Here is a 16372-nt window from a genome sequence, read left to right as displayed (position 1 = left end):
ACATCTCGCACCCGGCGAGAGGGTTCGCGCCGGGGTTGCACTTCTGTACGTCGGCGGATCTCGCCGTTACACTGCTCCGTCATTTCCAGTCATAGCAACCGACAACGGCCAACCATGCGCACCAGTCAATTTTTGCTCGCCACACAGAAAGAAACGCCTTCCGACGCGGTCGTGATCAGCCATCAGCTGATGCTGCGCGCCGGCATGATCCGCAAACTCGCCTCGGGCCTGTACACCTGGCTGCCGATGGGCTTGCGAGTGATGCGCAAGGTGGAAGCCATCGTTCGCGAAGAAATGAACGCCGCCGGCTCTCTGGAAGTGTTGATGCCGAGCACCCAACCGGCCGAGCTGTGGCAGGAATCGGGGCGCTGGGAAGAATACGGCCCTGAGCTGCTGCGCATCAAAGACCGCCACGGTCGTGATTTCTGCGCGGGCCCGACCCACGAAGAAGTGATCACCGATCTGATGCGCAACGAGTTGAGCAGCTACAAACAGCTGCCGATCAACCTGTACCAGATCCAGACCAAATTCCGTGACGAAATCCGTCCACGCTTCGGCCTGATGCGCGGTCGCGAATTCATCATGAAGGACTCGTACTCCTTCCATGCGGATCAGGCGTCGCTGCAGATCACCTACGACCGCATGCACGAAGCGTACTGCAACATCTTCACCCGCCTGGGCCTGAAGTTCCGTCCGGTGGAAGCCGACAACGGTTCGATCGGTGGCGCTGGCTCCCACGAGTTCCACGTGCTGGCCGAGTCCGGCGAAGACGATATCGTCTTCAGCAACGGTTCCGATTACGCGGCGAACATCGAAAAAGCCGAAGCCGTGCCGCGTGAAACCTCGCGCGCCGCGCCAAGCGAAGAGCTGCGTCTGGTCGACACACCAGACACCAAGACCATCGCGGCCCTGGTGGAGAAATTCAATCTGCCGATTGAAAAGACCATCAAGACCCTGATCGTGCACGCCGAAGAAGAAGGCAAGCTGATCGCGCTGATCATCCGTGGCGACCACGAGCTGAACGAAATCAAGGCTGCCAACCAGCCAGGCGTTGCCAGCCCGCTGGTCATGGCCTCCGATGCCGAACTGCGTGACGCCATCGGCGCCGGTGCCGGCTCCCTCGGCCCGCTGAACCTGCCGCTGCCGATCATCATCGACCGCTCGGTCGAGCTGATGAGCGACTTCGGCATCGGTGCCAACATCGACGACAAGCACTACTTCGGCGTGAACTGGGAGCGTGATCTGCCGGTTCCGACCGTGGCCGACCTGCGCAACGTCGTGGCCGGCGACCCGAGCCCTGACGGCAAGGGCACCCTGGAAATCAAGCGCGGCATCGAAGTCGGGCACATCTTCCAGCTGGGCAACAAGTACAGCAAGGCGATGAAGTGCGAAGTGCTGGGCGAGAACGGCAAGCCGGTAACCCTGGAAATGGGTTGCTACGGTATCGGTGTTTCCCGCGTGGTGGCTGCCGCCATCGAGCAGAACAACGACGAGAACGGCATCATCTGGAGCGACACCCTGGCGCCATTCCAGATCGCCCTGGTGCCGCTGCGCTATGAAACCGAGCAGGTGCGCGAAGCCACCGACAAGCTGTACGCGGAACTGACCGCGGCCGGCTTCGAAGTGCTGCTGGACGACCGCGACAAGAAAACCAGCCCGGGCATCAAGTTCGCGGACATGGAGCTGATCGGCATTCCGCACCGGATCGTGGTCAGCGACCGCGGCCTCGCCGAAGGCAACCTGGAATACAAGAGCCGTACCGAAGGCCAGGCGCAAGCGCTGCCGGTTGCCGACGTGCTGTCCTTCCTTCAGGCCCGTATCCGCCGCTGAAACCAGATAGAGACGTCATGTTCAAGCGAAACACCTTAGGCCTCGGTGGTGCCGCCCTGTGCGGCACCCTACTGGTCAGCGGCTGTGCCAATCACATGTCACAACGCAGCGAGCACGAGGAACGTGTCGAGCGCAAACTGCTCGATCACAGCCTGCAGATCGATGTCGGCGAGCCCAAGGTGCTTGAGCTGCCGCAACGGCGCGTGAAGATCAACGAACAGAAGACCTTCGAAGTCACCGAATTCGAGGTCACGCGCCATTACGACCGTTACACGCCTTACCAGCCATGGCGGGAGATCTACGAGATTCCGCTGGGCGCGGTGGCGGTGGTCGGCGGCGTCGGTGCGAACGTGGTCAACGTGTTTGCCCTCGGCAATCTGCCCGACAGCGTGACACGGGACTGGCTCAGCTACGGTTTCGCCGGGCTCAACCCGTTCATGAACGTGCAATCGAACGGTCGCGCGCAACAGAATCTGGCCGGCATCGACGAAGTCCAGCGCGACAAGCGCACGGAGTATTCGAGCCTGCCGTGGAGCGAGCGCCCGGTTCAGGTCAAGGCCGGCAAGCAGACCTTCGACATGACCACCGATCGCAACGGCGTGCTGCGTCTGAACCTGCTGGACAGCCCGTTCGCCGAAAACGACCTCAATCATGTAGGCAAACTGCAGATCAGCGTCGAAGACAGCAAGGATGACGTGCATTCCGATTCGTCTCTGGCGATCAGCACTCACCTGCGCGGCAAGCTGCTGGAGGCTCACGGGCTGATCTACGACGATCTGGAAGACGACGAAGTGAGCCAGTGGGTACACCGGGTGAAGCGTCTGTCGGAACTGGGTCTGGAAGAAGAAGCCAGTGAACTGGAACAAAGCCTGATCGAACTGACCCGCAACGATCCTGAGTTGCAGGCCGAATTCCTCAAGTCCCTGACCCGGGATGCGGGGCGTCTGGTGGCGGATCCGGGGCCGAACTGAACCCCCCTGAAAAAATGCCCGAACCTGGTTCGGGCATTTTTTTGTCCGTCTATCGCTCGAACAACTCCATTTGTTCGAACCCGCCGCGTAAATCCTCCAGCCGCACGCCCACTCCCAATAGCCGCACCGGTTTGCCACCGCGGTTGAACGCCTGCGTCAGCATCAACTGGTAACTGCCCAGATCCCGCCCTGCCCCGGCCTGCTCCAGTGTGGTCTGGGTGAAATCGTGAAACTTCACTTTGACGAATGGCTTGCCCGGCCGGTAGCTGCTGTCGATCCGCGCCATGCGGGTTTTCAGGGTTTCCAGCAGCTCGGGGAGCTTATCGAGGCAACTGCGCAGATCCGGCAGATCGACGTCGTAGGTGTTTTCGACACTGATCGACTGACGGCGGCTGTCGTTATGTACCAACCGCTCATCGATCCCACGGGCGAGACTCCACAAGCGCTCGCCGAAACTGCCAAATTCCCGCACCAGCGCCAGCTTGTCCCAGTCGCGCAATTGCAGACAGTCACTGATACCCAGCTTGCTCAACTTGTCGGCCGTGACCTTGCCGACCCCGTGCAACTTGCTCACCGGCAAGCTACTGACGAACTCCTCGACCTGATCTGGAGTGATCACGAACAAGCCGTTGGGCTTTTTCCAGTCGCTGGCGATCTTGGCCAGAAACTTGTTCGGCGCCACGCCGGCGGAGACGGTGATATGCAACTGATTGGACACCCGGCGGCGAATGTCCTGGGCGATCCGCGTGGCGCTACCGCCGAAATGCGCGCTGTCCGAGACGTCGAGGTACGCCTCGTCCAGCGAAAGCGGCTCGATGAGGTCGGTGTAATCGCTGAAGATCGTGTGAATTTCTTTCGACGCCTCGCGATAGGCGTCCATTCTCGGCTTGACGATGGTCAGGTCCGGGCACAGCTTCAAGGCGTGTCCAGAGGACATCGCCGAGCGAACCCCGTATGCACGCGCCTCATAGTTGCAGGTGGCGATCACCCCGCGCCTGTCCGCCGAGCCACCGACCGCCAACGGCTTGCCGGCGAGGCTCGGGTCATCCCGCATCTCGATGGCGGCGTAGAAACAGTCACAGTCGACGTGGATGATTTTTCGCTGAGTCATGACAGAAAAGGAAACATGGCGAGCCGGACCGGCAGTATCTCACTGACACCTGTATATAGCACCAGTGGTATGAAGGTTCTTTTCAGTTTGTAGGAAACGGCCTTTGAATTTATTTTCTCAATCGAAAACCAACCTCCAATAGAGCTGAAACCCTTGCCCTGCCTGACCTGCAGCCCCTGAAAAGACCGTCCGTCAGCGCTAACCGATTGAAGCTGAAGAGGTTTTATCCAAATTGAAGGTTGACACCCCGGCGTTCCTCTGTAGAATGCCGCCACACAGACGCGGGATGGAGCAGTCTGGTAGCTCGTCGGGCTCATAACCCGAAGGTCGTCGGTTCAAATCCGGCTCCCGCAACCAAACATCAGAAAAGGCCAATCGAAAGATTGGCCTTTTTTGTGCGTGTCTGTTTTTCACGACGATGCACGACGTTCTGCAAACAGGAATCCGTTTCAATTCCGAAACTTAAGCAGCCACCTGCGACCGTTTGCCGCGATTGCACACTTATTTGACCCTTCTCGGGATTATCGGTTGACACCCCGCCGTTCGCCTGTAGAATGCCGCCACACAGACGCGGGATGGAGCAGTCTGGTAGCTCGTCGGGCTCATAACCCGAAGGTCGTCGGTTCAAATCCGGCTCCCGCAACCAAACATCAAAAAAGGCTACTCGAAAGAGTGGCCTTTTTTGTATCTGTGGAAAAAGTCCTTTCGCAACAATGATCTGTCACTGTGCAGTGAACCGTTCAGGATCTTCAGACCCGCCAAGTTGCGACTATGCTTGAAGTCGCAGGCAAGGCGTCTGCAATCCAGGAGCTGCCCTCGCCGATCCCCGGTGAGAGGCGTAGTATTTTGTGATTATTTTTTTCTACAGGGATTGGTTACTTGGCTGGATACCTCCATCCTGTCGCGCACAATCCAAGAGGTGATTGATGCGCGCCAACTCGTCTGATTCACAAGACACCGTCACAGCGACCCCACCGATCAAGCCTGAGCGTCTGCGCCTGCTGGATCGGATCAGCAAATACCGGCAACCGATCGGTCTGGCGGTCACGTTGCTGCTGTTCGCCATCGCGCTGATTGCCTGTCGCCATCTGCTCAGCGAACTCGATCTCGACGCCCTGCACGACTCGATTCTCGACGTGCCGAAACCGGCCCTGCTCGGCGCCCTCGGTGCGACAGTCGTCGGCTTCATCATTCTGCTCGGCTACGAATGGTCGGCCAGTCGGTATGCCCGCGTGACGCTGGCACCGAAAACCCTGGCTCTCGGCGGTTTCACCGCGTTTGCCATCGGCAATGCCATTGGCCTGTCGATGCTGTCCGGTGGCTCGGTGCGTTACCGTTTATATGCACGGCATGGCCTGGGCGCTTCCGAAGTCGCGCACATGACCCTGTTCGCCAGCCTGTCACTGGGCTGCGCCCTGCCGCCGCTGGCTGCACTTGCGACCCTGAGCAACCTGCCCGCCGCCTCACAGGCACTGGGGCTGTCCGAGACTTTATTGGGGACGATTGCCGGCGTAGTGCTGCTGCTCGGCGCGATTCTGGCCATCGGCATCTATCGCCGTCGCCTGCCGGAACAACCTTACCCGGACAACCTGCTGGTCCGAGCCGGTCGTCGCACCCTGCGCCTGCCGGGTCGCCGCCTGACGTTCCTGCAACTGGTCATCACCGCCCTCGACGTCGCCGCCGCTGCAACCGTCCTATATCTGCTGCTGCCGGAAGCGCCGCCCTTCGGTGCCTTCCTGCTGGTTTATCTGCTGGCTTTGGCGGCCGGCGTACTCAGTCACGTTCCGGGTGGTGTGGGTGTCTTCGAGGCGATTCTGCTCGCGGCGTTCGCCGACAAACTCGGTGCCGCTCCACTGGCTGCCGCCCTGCTCCTGTATCGCCTGATCTATGTGGTGCTGCCGTTGCTGGTGGCCTGCGTGCTGTTGCTGCTCAACGAAGGCCAGCGCCTGTTCCAGTCGCAGACCATGCGTGCGGCGTCCGGTCTGGCGGCACCGATTCTTGCGGTGCTGGTGTTCCTGTCCGGCGTGGTGCTGCTGTTTTCCGGCGCGACGCCAGAGATCGACACCCGCCTGGAGCACATCGGCTTTCTGATTCCTCACCGTCTGGTCGACGCTTCGCACTTTGGCGCCAGCCTGATCGGCGTGCTGTGCCTGATGCTCGCCCAAGGCCTGCGTCGCCGGTTGTCGGCGGCGTGGATGCTGACCACCATTCTGTTGCTGGTGGGCGCCCTGCTCTCGCTGCTCAAGGGTTTCGACTGGGAAGAAGCGACCCTGATGACCCTCACCGCCGCACTGCTGGGGGTGTTCCGTCGTTCGTTCTACCGCCCGAGCCGTCTGACCGAACTGCCGTTCTCGCCGCTCTATCTGGTGGCCAGCCTGTGCGTACTCGGTGCTTCGACCTGGCTTTTGCTGTTCGCTTATCAGGACGTCCCTTACAGCCATCAACTGTGGTGGCAGTTCACCCTCGACGCCGATGCCCCGCGCGGCCTGCGCTCGCTGCTCGGCGCCGCCGTGCTGCTGCTGGTGATCGCCCTGACCTGGCTGCTGCGCACCGCTCGCCCGGTGATCCATCTGCCGACACCGGATGAACTGGAACGCGCCTCGAAAATCCTGATGGCCTCCTCGCAACCGGACGGCGGCCTGGCCCTGACCGGTGACAAGGCGCTGCTGTTTCATCCCAACGACGAAGCCTTCCTGATGTACGCCCGTCGCGGCCGCAGTCTGGTGGCCCTGTACGACCCGATCGGCCCCGGCCAGCAACGGGCCGAGATGATATGGCAGTTCCGCGACCTGTGCGACATCCATCACGCCCGCCCGGTGTTCTATCAGGTGCGCGCCGAGAACCTGCCGTACTACATGGACATCGGCCTGACCGCGATCAAGCTGGGCGAGGAAGCCCGGGTCGATCTGCATCGCTTTGACCTGGAAGCCAAGGGCAAGGAGATGAAGGACCTGCGCTACACCTGGAACCGTGGCACCCGCGATGGTCTGTCACTGGAAATCCACGAGCCGGGCCAGGCGCCGATGGATGAGCTCAAGGTGATTTCCGATGCCTGGCTGACCGGCAAGAACGTGCGCGAGAAAGGCTTCTCCCTCGGCCGTTTCAGCGACGATTACCTGAAGCATTTCCGCATCGCGGTGATTCGCTTCGAAGGCCGCCCAGTGGCGTTCGCCAACCTGCTCGAGACCTACAGCCATGACCTGGCCAGTCTCGACCTGATGCGCGCGCACCCGGACGCCCCCAAGCTGACCATGGAATTCATGATGGTCGGTCTGATTCAACACTATAAGAGTCACGGATACGCGCGCTTCAGCCTGGGCATGGTGCCGCTGTCGGGGTTGCAACCCCGGCGCGGTGCACCGCTGACCCAGCGTCTGGGCTCGATGGTTTTCCGCCGTGGTGAGCAGCTGTACAACTTCCAAGGCTTGCGCCGCTTCAAAGACAAGTTCCAGCCTGACTGGGAACCCCGTTATATGGCCGTGCCCGCCGGACTCGATCCGCTGGTGGCGCTGGCCGACACTGCTGCCCTGATCGCGGGCGGCTTGACTGGATTGGTGAAACGCTGATGATTCAACGCTCCCTGAAGTACATCCTGGTCGCACTGCTGGTGCTGGCCGCGATTGCCGGTGGCGGTTTCTGGTACCTCAAACGCCCGGCACCGGAACCGACCCTCGAACAGCTCACCCCGGCCGATGGCGCCGCCATGACCCGGGTCATCCCCGGCACCAAGCCCAAGGCGCAGGTGCTGGTGGCGGTCAACGACGACCAGAAACTCAGCGACAAGCAACTGAGCACCCTGAGCCGCAGCGCTTCGGCGCAGATCGTTCAAGTGATCCTGCCCAAGGACTGCCTGCTGCAAAGCCGCGCCCTGCAAGCCGGCCTGCGCGAACTGAACGGCCCGGCGACGCTGGTCAGCGGTATCGGCCCCGGCGCCGTCCTGGCATGGCGCTGGTTGTCCGAGCAGAAAGACGACAAGGCCCAGGCCGTCTCCGTCGACCTGGCCCTGGAAAAACCCGGCTGCACTCACCTGTTGCCAAAAGCCGCCGCCCACGGCCACTGGCTGGTGGCGTGGAACGACAACCCGGACGACACCAGCGCGGGTTTCGTGCGCGATCAACCGAACGCCGAAACCAGCATCAGCGACTACGACATCAACCTGCCGCAAGTGCTGAACAACGAACTGCGCAAGATCCTCGTCGGCGGCGACAAGGCCAACGGCGGCCTGCAGATTCCGGTCGTGGAAGTCCCGGCCGGCCAGGCCAAGGACACCGTCACCCTGTTCCTGTCCGGTGACGGCGGCTGGCGCGATCTGGACCGCGACGTGGCCGGTGAAATGGCCAAGATCGGCTACCCGGTCGTCGGCATCGACACCCTGCGCTACTACTGGCAGCACAAGAGCCCGGAACAGAGCGCCCTCGACCTGACCGAACTGATGCAGCACTACCGCCAGAAATGGGGCACCAAGCGCTTCATCCTGACCGGCTACTCGTTCGGCGCCGACGTCCTCCCGGCCATCTACAACCGCCTGCCGGAAACCGAGCAGCAACGCGTCGACGCAATCATCCTGCTGGCCTTCGCCCGCACCGGCAGCTTCGAAATCGAAGTCGAAGGCTGGCTCGGCAACGCCGGCAAAGAAGCCGCCACCGGCCCGGAAATGGCCAAGCTGCCCCCGGCCAAGGTCGTGTGCATCTATGGTGAAGAAGAAACCGACGAAAGCGGCTGCACCGACAAGACAGCGGTGGGCGAAGCGGTGAAACTGCCTGGCGGCCATCACTTCGACGAGAACTACCCGGCGCTGGCCAAGCGTTTGGTGGATTTGATCGAGAAGCGTCAGAACACGGCGCAGGTGGCGGAAGAGTGATCTGAAGCGCACCAACGAAAAGCCCCCGCAACCTTAGGGTTGTGGGGGCTTTTTTACGCAAACTTGAAACACTTCCTGCCAGTCAAACCTTATATCGATGCCAAGACTAAAACTGAACATCTATCCATGTGATGTCATCTTCAACTTCGATACAGCTGCCATCTGGCTCTGCTAACAAGCTGCTTTGCTGCGACTCGGTTAGCTCCGCCCAAAAGCCATCGGTTGCAAACACCAGTCGCTCACTTAAAGCCAATGGATAAAACACAAAATCAGGGTTCGGCGCGCGACTCACCTTCAAGCATCGAGTCACCCGGTGCCGAGCGGGATCTTGCGCCAGCTCGAAGTGGGAACGGTCACGTCTCCAATTGGCTTTACAGTGCGGCGACGTCATCCATTCGATCGCGCCTGCCGAGGTCACAACACCGCATGAACAATCACCCTCATACGCAAGCGTGAGTTTGCCATGAGCAGCGACACCCACCACATAACAAGCGGCGCCTGTCTGGCTTGCAAACAAGACGGGATGGAGGTCGGCCAGCATAGAAACCAGTACCTGTTCAACCGCTCCGTACTCAGTGATATCGAGGCCCTGATCAAAATGTTTTGACCAGATCGCTAAAACACCTTCCACAAAGGATTCAGCCAACTGGCCACTGCCAACCCTCGAAGTACCGTCTGTGATAACAAATACGCCGCTCTCTCCATCACAGAGCGCTCCAGCAAAGTCATGATTGGTTTGCCTGGCTCGCCCCGTTACCGATCTGGCGTGGTATTTCATGCGCTGCCCAGTTCTTTCATGCGCCCATGAATGATTTGCCCTCTTCCTGGATTGGCCTGTACCGAGCCCGAGCTTTCAATCACATAGTCGATGCCACCGAGCCGCCTGAGTGCTCGAACTCCAGTCGTGATGAACTCCTTGAGCTCGGACTCCGCTTGGCGAACCTCTTCTAAAAGCTCTGGACGTCCATCAATCAAGATAATGATGTCTTCGACATCTTTATGGTATGGATCGCCACCGCCCCGACCGCCGAAGGCTTCCAGTTTTGTCGCGAGAAAATAGGTCGGTTTGAATATCTGGATGACGGTACCGCTGGGCAACGTAAATTTATCAGCCCGTGCCAACCCCTCTACAAACCAGCGGTTGGCGTATCCGAGAACTTCGGGATCAGAAGGCATCACGTCAACGACGATATCGTTGAAGCGGAAACGACAGTTGACTTCATCCTCGCCGGTAATCTTGAAATTCCTGGCTGCCAACCGTTCGGTAAGCTGCTGCCAGGCGCTAATACCTGCCAGCTCGATCACCAGGTCAACGTCATCGGTGAAACGAATGTCGTCCAGCACAACAGCATCCGTTACCAGCATGGCTGTGGTGCAACCTCCGACAAAGGCAACCTCAGCGAGAAACGCCTCTCCCAAGCCTTCGGCGACAAACTCTATTAGCTCGTAGTTGTGATCAGCGTTTGATGACATGTTATTTCAGTCCCATTCCTGCTTTTAGAATGTTGACTGCGACACCGCACTCTCGCGGGCCTCCAAGGCGGATCGCATCAGCAAGCGCAAGATAGTGATAAAGAATCCTGTCCTTCTTCACCGCTTCCGGCACTGTCTTGTAGAGCGGCTCTATTGCCTGACCACGCTCCGTTCCAAATGCATCAGGCCAGACCGGAATCAGTCCACCAGCACTTTTGATGCTTTTGGACAGTGCCGGTGCTGCGAAACCCGTCGGGATACCGCGAACCATTGCACCGGGCTTTACAGGAAAGAAGTATTTCAGAGCGTGCTCGGTGATGCTCAGTAGCTGCCGCCGATTAACCTTCGCCAGCCCTGTCTCATAGTCATTGGTGAGCAGGCCGGACTCACGACACCTGGCGATGGAATTTGAAACCTCGCTTTTGCTTAGCCCGAGAGCAGCAGACAACGCACGCAACGAGTAACCCTCACTCCAGCTTGTCAGGGGCGGAACAGCCACAGGCTCCGACCACCCCTCCCATCCTGCCTCATCGTTCAAGGCCGAATCGAAATCCTGTCGCCGGAAAACAGTATCTTCACCGTCAGTGGAGTAGGTGACCAATGGCTGCCCCACCCGCCCACCTGCGGTCATTTGGCTGACCACATAAGGCTTCAACAACTCCTCAACCCTGTTCGAATTCGACTCTGACTCCATTACACCAAGGAGGTTTTCCTCCTGAGCGTGAAGGCTGGCCATCTTGAATAAAAGCAAAATATCTTGACTCTTCATGAAGCGTAAAACTCCAAGTGTCCACATTCCATAAAACGTGGACACTTGTCTCATTCAAAATATCTGATCGTCAAGCCCTTTGTTCGGCCTCACTTGCTGTAGCGCCCGTACAAAATCCGCCGTCCCTGAAATTGCTCGTCACCTTAGTTTCGCTGACCGGTGTCGCAATATCAGATGACGTCCGCATACCTTGTAGGCAAACTCCTAATCTCGTGCTTGAGCACTTTGCCGCCCTATTACGCTGTTTTTCGACGGGATACACAGCAACGAAAAAGCCCCCGCCAGCCGTGAAGCTGACGGGGGCTTTTCAGTTGTGGCGGGACCTACATCTCCACCTGCGTCCCCAACTCAATCACCCGGTTCAGTGGGAGATTGAAGAACCGCAGGTTCCCGTTGGCATTCTTCAACATGAACGCAAACAGCGCTTCACGCCAACGGGCCATGCCTTCGAGTTTCGAGGCGATGACCGTTTCGCGGCTGAGGAAGTAGGTGGTGCGCATCGGGCTGAAGTCCAGATCATCCAGATGGCACAGCTTCAGTGCCTGCGGCACGTCCGGCTCGTCGGTAAACCCGAAGTGCAGGATCACCCGGAAGAAGCCTTCGCCGTGGGCTTCGACTTCGAAACGTCGGGATGGCGGGACGCGCGGGATGTCTTCGTAGACGACGGTCAGCAACACCACTTGCTCATGCAGAACCTGGTTGTGCAGCAGGTTGTGCAACAGCGCGTGCGGCACCGCGTCGGAACGGGCGGTGAGGAACACGGCGGTGCCCTGCACGCGGTGCGGTGGCTGGACGCGGATGCTGCTGATGAAGATCGGCAGCGGCAGTGCGCCTTCGTCGAGGCGCTCGACCAGCAGTTGCTTGCCACGTTTCCAGGTGGTCATCAGCACGAACAGCGCGATACCGGCGATCACCGGGAAGGCACCGCCCTGCACGATCTTCGGCACGTTGGCGGCGAAGTACAGGCCGTCCACCAACAGGAAGCCGAGCAGCACCGGCACCGCCAGAATCGGTGGCCATTTCCACAGCAGCAGCATCACTGCCGACACCAGGATCGTGGTCATCAACATCGTGCCAGTCACGGCCACGCCGTAGGCCGAGGCCAGCGCGCCGGAAGATTCGAAGCCGATCACCAGCAAGACCACGCCGACCATCAGCGACCAGTTCACGGCGCCGATGTAGATCTGGCCCTGCTCGTCGCTGGAGGTGTGCTGGATGTACATGCGCGGGATGTAACCGAGCTGGATCGCCTGACGGGTCAGGGAGAACGCGCCGGAAATCACCGCCTGGGAGGCGATCACCGTGGCCAGGGTCGACAGACCGACCAGCGGAATCAGCGCCCAGCTCGGGGCCAGCAGGTAGAACGGGTTGCGCGCCGCTTCCGGGTTGTCCAGCAGCAAGGCGCCCTGACCGAAGTAGTTGAGCACCAGCGCCGGCAGCACCAACAGGAACCACGCACGGGCAATCGGCTTGCGGCCGAAGTGGCCCATGTCGGCGTACAGCGCTTCGGCACCGGTCAGCGCCAGCACCACGGCGCCGAGGATCGCCACGCCCATGCCTGGATGAACGGTAAAGAACCGCACTGCCCACACAGGATTCATCGCGTGCAGCACTTCCGGGGTGTGGCTGATGCCGTAGACGCCGAGGGCGCCGAGGACCAGGAACCAGGTGACCATGATCGGCCCGAACAGAATGCCGATCCGCGCCGTGCCGTGTTTCTGGATCAGAAACAGCGCCACCAGCACCACCAGCGACAGCGGCACCACCCAATGGTCAATGCCGTCGAAGGCCAGGCCCAGACCTTCAATGGCCGAGAGCACGGAAATCGCCGGGGTGATCATGCTGTCGCCATAGAACAGCGCCGCGCCGATCAGCCCGCAGACCACCAAAAGCGTGCGCAACCGCTTGCGCCCCGCCGCTGCCCGGCGAGCCAGCGCGGTGAGCGCCATGATCCCGCCTTCGCCCTGGTTGTCGGCGCGCAGGACGAACATCATGTACTTGATTGAAACGACCCAGATCAGCGACCAGAAAATCAGCGACAGAATGCCGAGCACTCCGTCGTGATTGACGGGCACACCGTAAGCGCCGGAAAACACTTCTTTGAGGGTGTACAACGGGCTCGTGCCGATGTCGCCGTAAACTACCCCGACCGCCGCGACCAGCATGCTCAGCGGCTTGGTGGCCGAACCTTCGGCGCCCGCCGCGTGACTACTTGCCTGACCCATCCAACACTCCTGATTCCCAGACCGGCTTCTTATATGAAGCACTATGCTTTGTGTGCAGCATGCGCGTTTTTACGCCCTGTAACAGACGTTTTCTTGACTGTAAAAATTCAGTAAAGCGCAACGGCGCGAAGCATAGCGCAGCACTCGTCGTATTTCCCTGCATAAAGCTGGTCAAGAGCGCTGCTCGTCGCTAGAATTGCGCACTTTTTGATCAGAGGCGCAGTTCAAGCGCCCGTCCGTCGGCTTCTGCCATCAGGCAAGCGGCGTCACAAAACACCGAGGTTAGACATGTCCACCACTCCTGCGCCGGCCAATCCAAAGGTTGGCTTCGTTTCTCTGGGTTGCCCGAAAGCACTGGTCGACTCCGAGCGCATCCTGACCCAGCTGCGCATGGAAGGCTATGACGTGGTGTCCACCTATCAGGACGCCGACGTGGTCGTGGTCAACACCTGCGGCTTCATCGACTCGGCCAAGGCCGAATCGCTGGAAGTCATCGGCGAAGCGATCAAGGAAAACGGCAAGGTCATCGTGACCGGCTGCATGGGCGTGGAAGAAGGCAATATCCGTGACGTGCACCCGAGCGTGCTGGCCGTCACCGGTCCGCAGCAGTACGAGCAAGTGGTCAACGCGGTGCACGAAGTCGTGCCGCCGAAGCAGGATCACAACCCGCTGATCGACCTGGTGCCACCGCAAGGCATCAAGCTGACCCCGCGTCACTACGCGTACCTGAAGATTTCCGAAGGCTGCAACCACAGCTGCAGCTTCTGCATCATCCCGTCGATGCGCGGCAAACTGGTCAGCCGCCCGGTGGGCGACGTGCTCGACGAAGCCCAGCGTCTGGTCAAGTCCGGCGTGAAGGAACTGCTGGTGATTTCCCAGGACACCAGCGCCTACGGCGTTGACGTCAAATACCGCACCGGTTTCTGGAACGGCGCGCCGGTGAAAACCCGCATGACCGAACTGTGCGAAGCGCTGAGCACCCTCGGCGTCTGGGTCCGTCTGCACTACGTTTACCCGTACCCGCACGTCGACGAACTGATCCCGCTGATGGCCGCCGGCAAGATCCTGCCGTACCTGGACATCCCGTTCCAGCACGCCAGCCCGAAAGTCCTGAAGTCGATGAAACGCCCGGCGTTCGAAGACAAGACCCTGGCGCGGATCAAGAACTGGCGCGAAATCTGCCCGGACCTGATCATCCGTTCGACCTTCATCGTCGGCTTCCCCGGCGAAACCGAAGAAGACTTCCAGTACCTGCTGGACTGGCTGACCGAAGCCCAGCTCGACCGCGTCGGCTGCTTCCAGTACTCGCCGGTCGAAGGCGCACCGGCCAATGACCTGAACCTCGACATCGTTCCGGACGACGTCAAGCAGGATCGCTGGGAGCGTTTCATGGCGCACCAGCAGGCCATCAGCTCGGCGCGCCTGCAAATGCGCATCGGCCGTGAAATCGAAGTGTTGGTCGACGAAGTCGACGAGCAAGGCGCGGTCGGCCGTTGCTTCTTCGATGCCCCGGAAATCGACGGCAACGTGTTCATCGACAACGGCAGCAACCTCAAGCCGGGCGACAAGGTCTGGTGCAAGGTGACCGACGCCGACGAATACGACCTCTGGGCCGAACAGATCTAAGCGTGAAAAATACAGAAAGCCCCGCTCTCTTTTACGAGATGCGGGGCTTTTTTACGGCTATCGTTTGGGGTGGGAAGGACTCCCTCATCCATGACAAAGAGGCTATCGGGCATGCGTCACCACTCGGTCATCCACACGCCGAAACTCAGCGATTATCAGGAACTGACCCGGGTCTGGGAGGCCTCGGTCCGCGCGACTCATGATTTCCTGCCGGAATCCTACATCGAGCTGCTGAAGAATCTGGTGCTGACCCGCTACCTCGATGCGGTGATGCTGATTTGCACCCGGGACAGCCACCAGCGCATCACCGGATTTGCCGGGGTTGCGGCCGGCAAGATCGAAATGCTCTTCATCGACCCGGCCCATCGCGGTCAGGGCCTTGGCAAGAAACTGCTGAAGTACGCGATGGAACACCTGAACGCCGACGAACTGGACGTCAATGAACAGAACCCGCAGGCCCTGGGGTTTTACTTCAAGCAAGGGTTCGAAGTGATCGGCCGCTCGGAAGTCGATGGCATGGGCCAGCCGTATCCGCTGTTGCACATGCGCTTGCGGCAGAATCAGCAACGCTCGAACCATGCCTGACACACAACAAAACTACTGTGGGAGCGAGCTTGCTCGCGAATGCGGTGCAACAGCCACTGCAGAAATAGACTGAAAGGACGCCTTCGCGAGCAAGCTCGCTCCCACATTGAATTCAGCACCTGTAAATGCAATCGGGCTTAACCGGCCCCACGCAGGTACAATGCCCACCCCTTTTTTGTTACGGCCCCTGTCATGACTGACCCGATTCGCCTCTCCAAACGCCTCATCGAGCTGGTCGGTTGCTCCCGCCGGGAGGCCGAGCTGTTCATCGAGGGCGGCTGGGTCACCGTGGACGGCGAAGTCATCGACGAGCCGCAGTTCAAGGTCGGCGACCAGAAAGTCGAGCTCGACAAGGACGCCAAGGCCACCGCGCCGGAGCCGGTGACCATCCTGCTCAACGTGCCGGCGGGCATGGATGTCGACAGCGCCATGCAGTCGCTGAACGCCGACACCCTCAGCGAAGAACACCGCTACGGCAAGCGTCCGCTGCGCGGGCATTTCCTGCGCCTGACCGCCAGCGCCGACCTGCAACCCAAGGCCAGCGGCCTGCTGGTGTTCACCCAGGACTGGAAGGTGTTGCGCAAGCTCACCGCCGACGCGGCCAAGATCGAGCAGGAATACGTGGTCGAAGTCGAAGGCGACATGGTTGCCCACGGCCTGAACCGTCTGCAGCACGGACTCACTCACAAGGGCAAGGAGCTGCCGCCGGTCAAGGCCAGCTGGCAGAACGAAAACCGTCTGCGCTTCGCCATGAAAAACCCGCAGCCGGGGATCATCGCCCAGTTCTGCGAAGCGGTCGGCCTGAAGGTGATCGGCATTCGCCGCATCCGCATCGGCGGCGTGTCCATCGGCAAGGTGCCGGTCGGCCAGTGGCGCTACCTGTCCGGTAAAGAGAAATTCTAAGGCTCGCAAGCCACCCTA

Annotated in this window: 12 protein-coding genes and 2 tRNA genes; 9 read left to right on the top strand and 5 right to left on the bottom strand. The window is 60.2% G+C overall.

Going from position 1 to position 16372, the window contains the following annotated elements; translation table 11 throughout:
* The first annotated feature begins 114 nt into the window (after positions 1–114).
* Positions 115–1830 carry a proline--tRNA ligase gene (locus CAF90_RS07070; RefSeq protein ID WP_007954979.1) on the top strand — a complete coding sequence of 572 codons (1716 nt, stop codon included), beginning with the start codon at positions 115–117 and terminating at the stop codon, positions 1828–1830.
* Positions 1831–1847: 17 nt separating this feature from the next.
* Positions 1848–2801, top strand: a complete 954-nt coding sequence (locus CAF90_RS07065) for a hypothetical protein (RefSeq protein WP_007954977.1) — start codon at positions 1848–1850, stop codon at positions 2799–2801.
* Positions 2802–2850: 49 nt separating this feature from the next.
* Here the strand turns inward: CAF90_RS07065 and dinB are convergent, their stop codons facing one another.
* The gene (dinB, locus tag CAF90_RS07060) at positions 2851–3912 is read right to left on the bottom strand and encodes a DNA polymerase IV (RefSeq protein WP_085605325.1); all 1062 of its coding nucleotides are present in this window, start codon (positions 3910–3912) and stop codon (positions 2851–2853) included.
* A gap of 280 nt (positions 3913–4192) precedes the next feature.
* Here dinB and CAF90_RS07055 point away from each other — a divergent pair.
* From CAF90_RS07055 to CAF90_RS07040, 4 genes are all read left to right on the top strand, one after another.
* Positions 4193–4269: transfer RNA gene (locus CAF90_RS07055), tRNA-Met, on the top strand.
* A gap of 212 nt (positions 4270–4481) precedes the next feature.
* A tRNA-Met gene (locus tag CAF90_RS07050) sits at positions 4482–4558 on the top strand.
* 280 nt (positions 4559–4838) lie between these two features.
* Positions 4839–7478: a bifunctional lysylphosphatidylglycerol flippase/synthetase MprF gene (gene mprF, locus CAF90_RS07045; protein WP_039771320.1), complete on the top strand. Its 2640-nt coding sequence runs from the start codon at positions 4839–4841 to the stop codon at positions 7476–7478.
* Entirely contained in the window at positions 7478–8773 is a 1296-nt protein-coding gene (locus CAF90_RS07040; RefSeq protein ID WP_064593891.1) for a virulence factor family protein, read from the top strand. Before mprF ends, CAF90_RS07040 begins: the two co-directional genes overlap by 1 nt.
* 106 nt (positions 8774–8879) lie before the next feature.
* Here the strand turns inward: CAF90_RS07040 and CAF90_RS07035 are convergent, their stop codons facing one another.
* From CAF90_RS07035 to CAF90_RS07020, 4 genes are all read right to left on the bottom strand, one after another.
* Entirely contained in the window at positions 8880–9551 is a 672-nt protein-coding gene (locus CAF90_RS07035; RefSeq protein ID WP_085605323.1) for a PP2C family serine/threonine-protein phosphatase, read from the bottom strand.
* Entirely contained in the window at positions 9548–10246 is a 699-nt protein-coding gene (locus CAF90_RS07030) for a hypothetical protein (protein ID WP_085605321.1), read from the bottom strand. Before CAF90_RS07030 ends, CAF90_RS07035 begins: the two co-directional genes overlap by 4 nt.
* A 1-nt stretch (position 10247) precedes the next feature.
* Complete coding sequence (locus tag CAF90_RS07025; RefSeq protein WP_085605319.1) at positions 10248–11015, bottom strand: MarR family transcriptional regulator; 768 nt, start codon at positions 11013–11015, stop codon at positions 10248–10250.
* A gap of 323 nt (positions 11016–11338) precedes the next feature.
* Positions 11339–13180: a potassium transporter Kup gene (locus CAF90_RS07020; RefSeq protein WP_371915879.1), complete on the bottom strand. Its 1842-nt coding sequence runs from the start codon at positions 13178–13180 to the stop codon at positions 11339–11341.
* Positions 13181–13528: 348 nt separating this feature from the next.
* Here CAF90_RS07020 and rimO point away from each other — a divergent pair, with 348 nt between their 5' ends.
* From rimO to CAF90_RS07000, 3 genes are all read left to right on the top strand, one after another.
* Positions 13529–14866 carry a 30S ribosomal protein S12 methylthiotransferase RimO gene (gene rimO, locus CAF90_RS07010; protein WP_007954955.1) on the top strand — a complete coding sequence of 446 codons (1338 nt, stop codon included), beginning with the start codon at positions 13529–13531 and terminating at the stop codon, positions 14864–14866.
* 111 nt (positions 14867–14977) lie between these two features.
* Positions 14978–15451 (top strand): GNAT family N-acetyltransferase, encoded by a 474-nt coding sequence (locus CAF90_RS07005; protein ID WP_085605315.1) that lies wholly within the window; start codon positions 14978–14980, stop codon positions 15449–15451.
* A 192-nt stretch (positions 15452–15643) separates the two neighbouring features.
* On the top strand, positions 15644–16354 hold the full coding sequence (locus CAF90_RS07000) for an rRNA pseudouridine synthase (RefSeq protein WP_085605313.1): 711 nt from the start codon (positions 15644–15646) through the stop codon (positions 16352–16354).
* Positions 16355–16372 lie beyond the last annotated feature (18 nt).

It is taken from the genome of Pseudomonas sp. B37(2017) (assembly GCF_002112885.1).
GTDB lineage: Bacteria > Pseudomonadota > Gammaproteobacteria > Pseudomonadales > Pseudomonadaceae > Aquipseudomonas > Aquipseudomonas paraglycinae.
This window is presented reverse-complemented; position numbering and strand designations above follow the sequence as displayed.

Bases quoted from the DNA above. Each gene is read 5' to 3' on its own strand.
- CAF90_RS07070 (WP_007954979.1), top strand. From the start codon at position 115: ATGCGCACCAGTCAATTTTTGCTCGCCACACAGAAAGAAACGCCTTCC.
- CAF90_RS07065 (WP_007954977.1), top strand. From the start codon at position 1,848: ATGTTCAAGCGAAACACCTTAGGCCTCGGTGGTGCCGCCCTGTGCGGC.
- dinB (WP_085605325.1), bottom strand. From the start codon at position 3,912: ATGACTCAGCGAAAAATCATCCACGTCGACTGTGACTGTTTCTACGCC.
- mprF (WP_039771320.1), top strand. From the start codon at position 4,839: ATGCGCGCCAACTCGTCTGATTCACAAGACACCGTCACAGCGACCCCA.
- CAF90_RS07040 (WP_064593891.1), top strand. From the start codon at position 7,478: ATGATTCAACGCTCCCTGAAGTACATCCTGGTCGCACTGCTGGTGCTG.
- CAF90_RS07035 (WP_085605323.1), bottom strand. From the start codon at position 9,551: ATGAAATACCACGCCAGATCGGTAACGGGGCGAGCCAGGCAAACCAAT.
- CAF90_RS07030 (WP_085605321.1), bottom strand. From the start codon at position 10,246: ATGTCATCAAACGCTGATCACAACTACGAGCTAATAGAGTTTGTCGCC.
- CAF90_RS07025 (WP_085605319.1), bottom strand. From the start codon at position 11,015: ATGAAGAGTCAAGATATTTTGCTTTTATTCAAGATGGCCAGCCTTCAC.
- CAF90_RS07020 (WP_371915879.1), bottom strand. From the start codon at position 13,180: ATGCTGGTCGCGGCGGTCGGGGTAGTTTACGGCGACATCGGCACGAGC.
- rimO (WP_007954955.1), top strand. From the start codon at position 13,529: ATGTCCACCACTCCTGCGCCGGCCAATCCAAAGGTTGGCTTCGTTTCT.
- CAF90_RS07005 (WP_085605315.1), top strand. From the start codon at position 14,978: ATGCGTCACCACTCGGTCATCCACACGCCGAAACTCAGCGATTATCAG.
- CAF90_RS07000 (WP_085605313.1), top strand. From the start codon at position 15,644: ATGACTGACCCGATTCGCCTCTCCAAACGCCTCATCGAGCTGGTCGGT.